The sequence below is a fragment of the Achromobacter sp. GbtcB20 genome (assembly GCF_019091095.1).
Taxonomy (GTDB): Bacteria; Pseudomonadota; Gammaproteobacteria; order Burkholderiales; family Burkholderiaceae_B; genus Achromobacter; species Achromobacter mucicolens.
The window spans coordinates 1-371 of record NZ_JAGXJZ010000302.1 but is presented as its reverse complement, the minus strand read 5'-3'; the positions used below and the strand labels follow the sequence as shown (position 1 = coordinate 371).

Here is a 371-nt window from a genome sequence, read left to right as displayed (position 1 = left end):
TTCGCCGGAATCTGCGCCAGCAGGCGCATCTCGGCCATGCTGTCGAAGACCACGCGCACCGGCTTCAGGCAGTCGACTTCATCCATCACCCTGCGCGTGGTCTCGCCCAGTTCGACTTCGGACGGGTGGAACACCGACTGCTGGGAGTCGAGGTCGAGCGCTTCGTCGCCGGCCAGCTCGTGGATCGCCAGCGCGTCGAGCGACCAGCCATGGCTGGCGGCCACCGCCCGCAATTCGTCGGCCGTTTCCGACAGGGTGATGTACAGGCCGCTCTCGCCGCGTGCCGCGCCGTCGCGCAGGAATTGCAGGCCCGGCGTGGTCTTGCCGGTCCCCCGCGTCCCCTCGACCCGGTAGACTCGCCGCCGCGCCAG

At 69.8% G+C, this 371-nt stretch carries 1 protein-coding gene; it reads right to left on the bottom strand.

Features of this window, described 5'->3' with window-relative positions; translation table 11 throughout:
* Positions 1 to 371: ATPase domain-containing protein (locus tag KVT32_RS29085; protein ID WP_371825638.1), on the bottom strand; the 371-nt coding region annotated here is incomplete at both ends.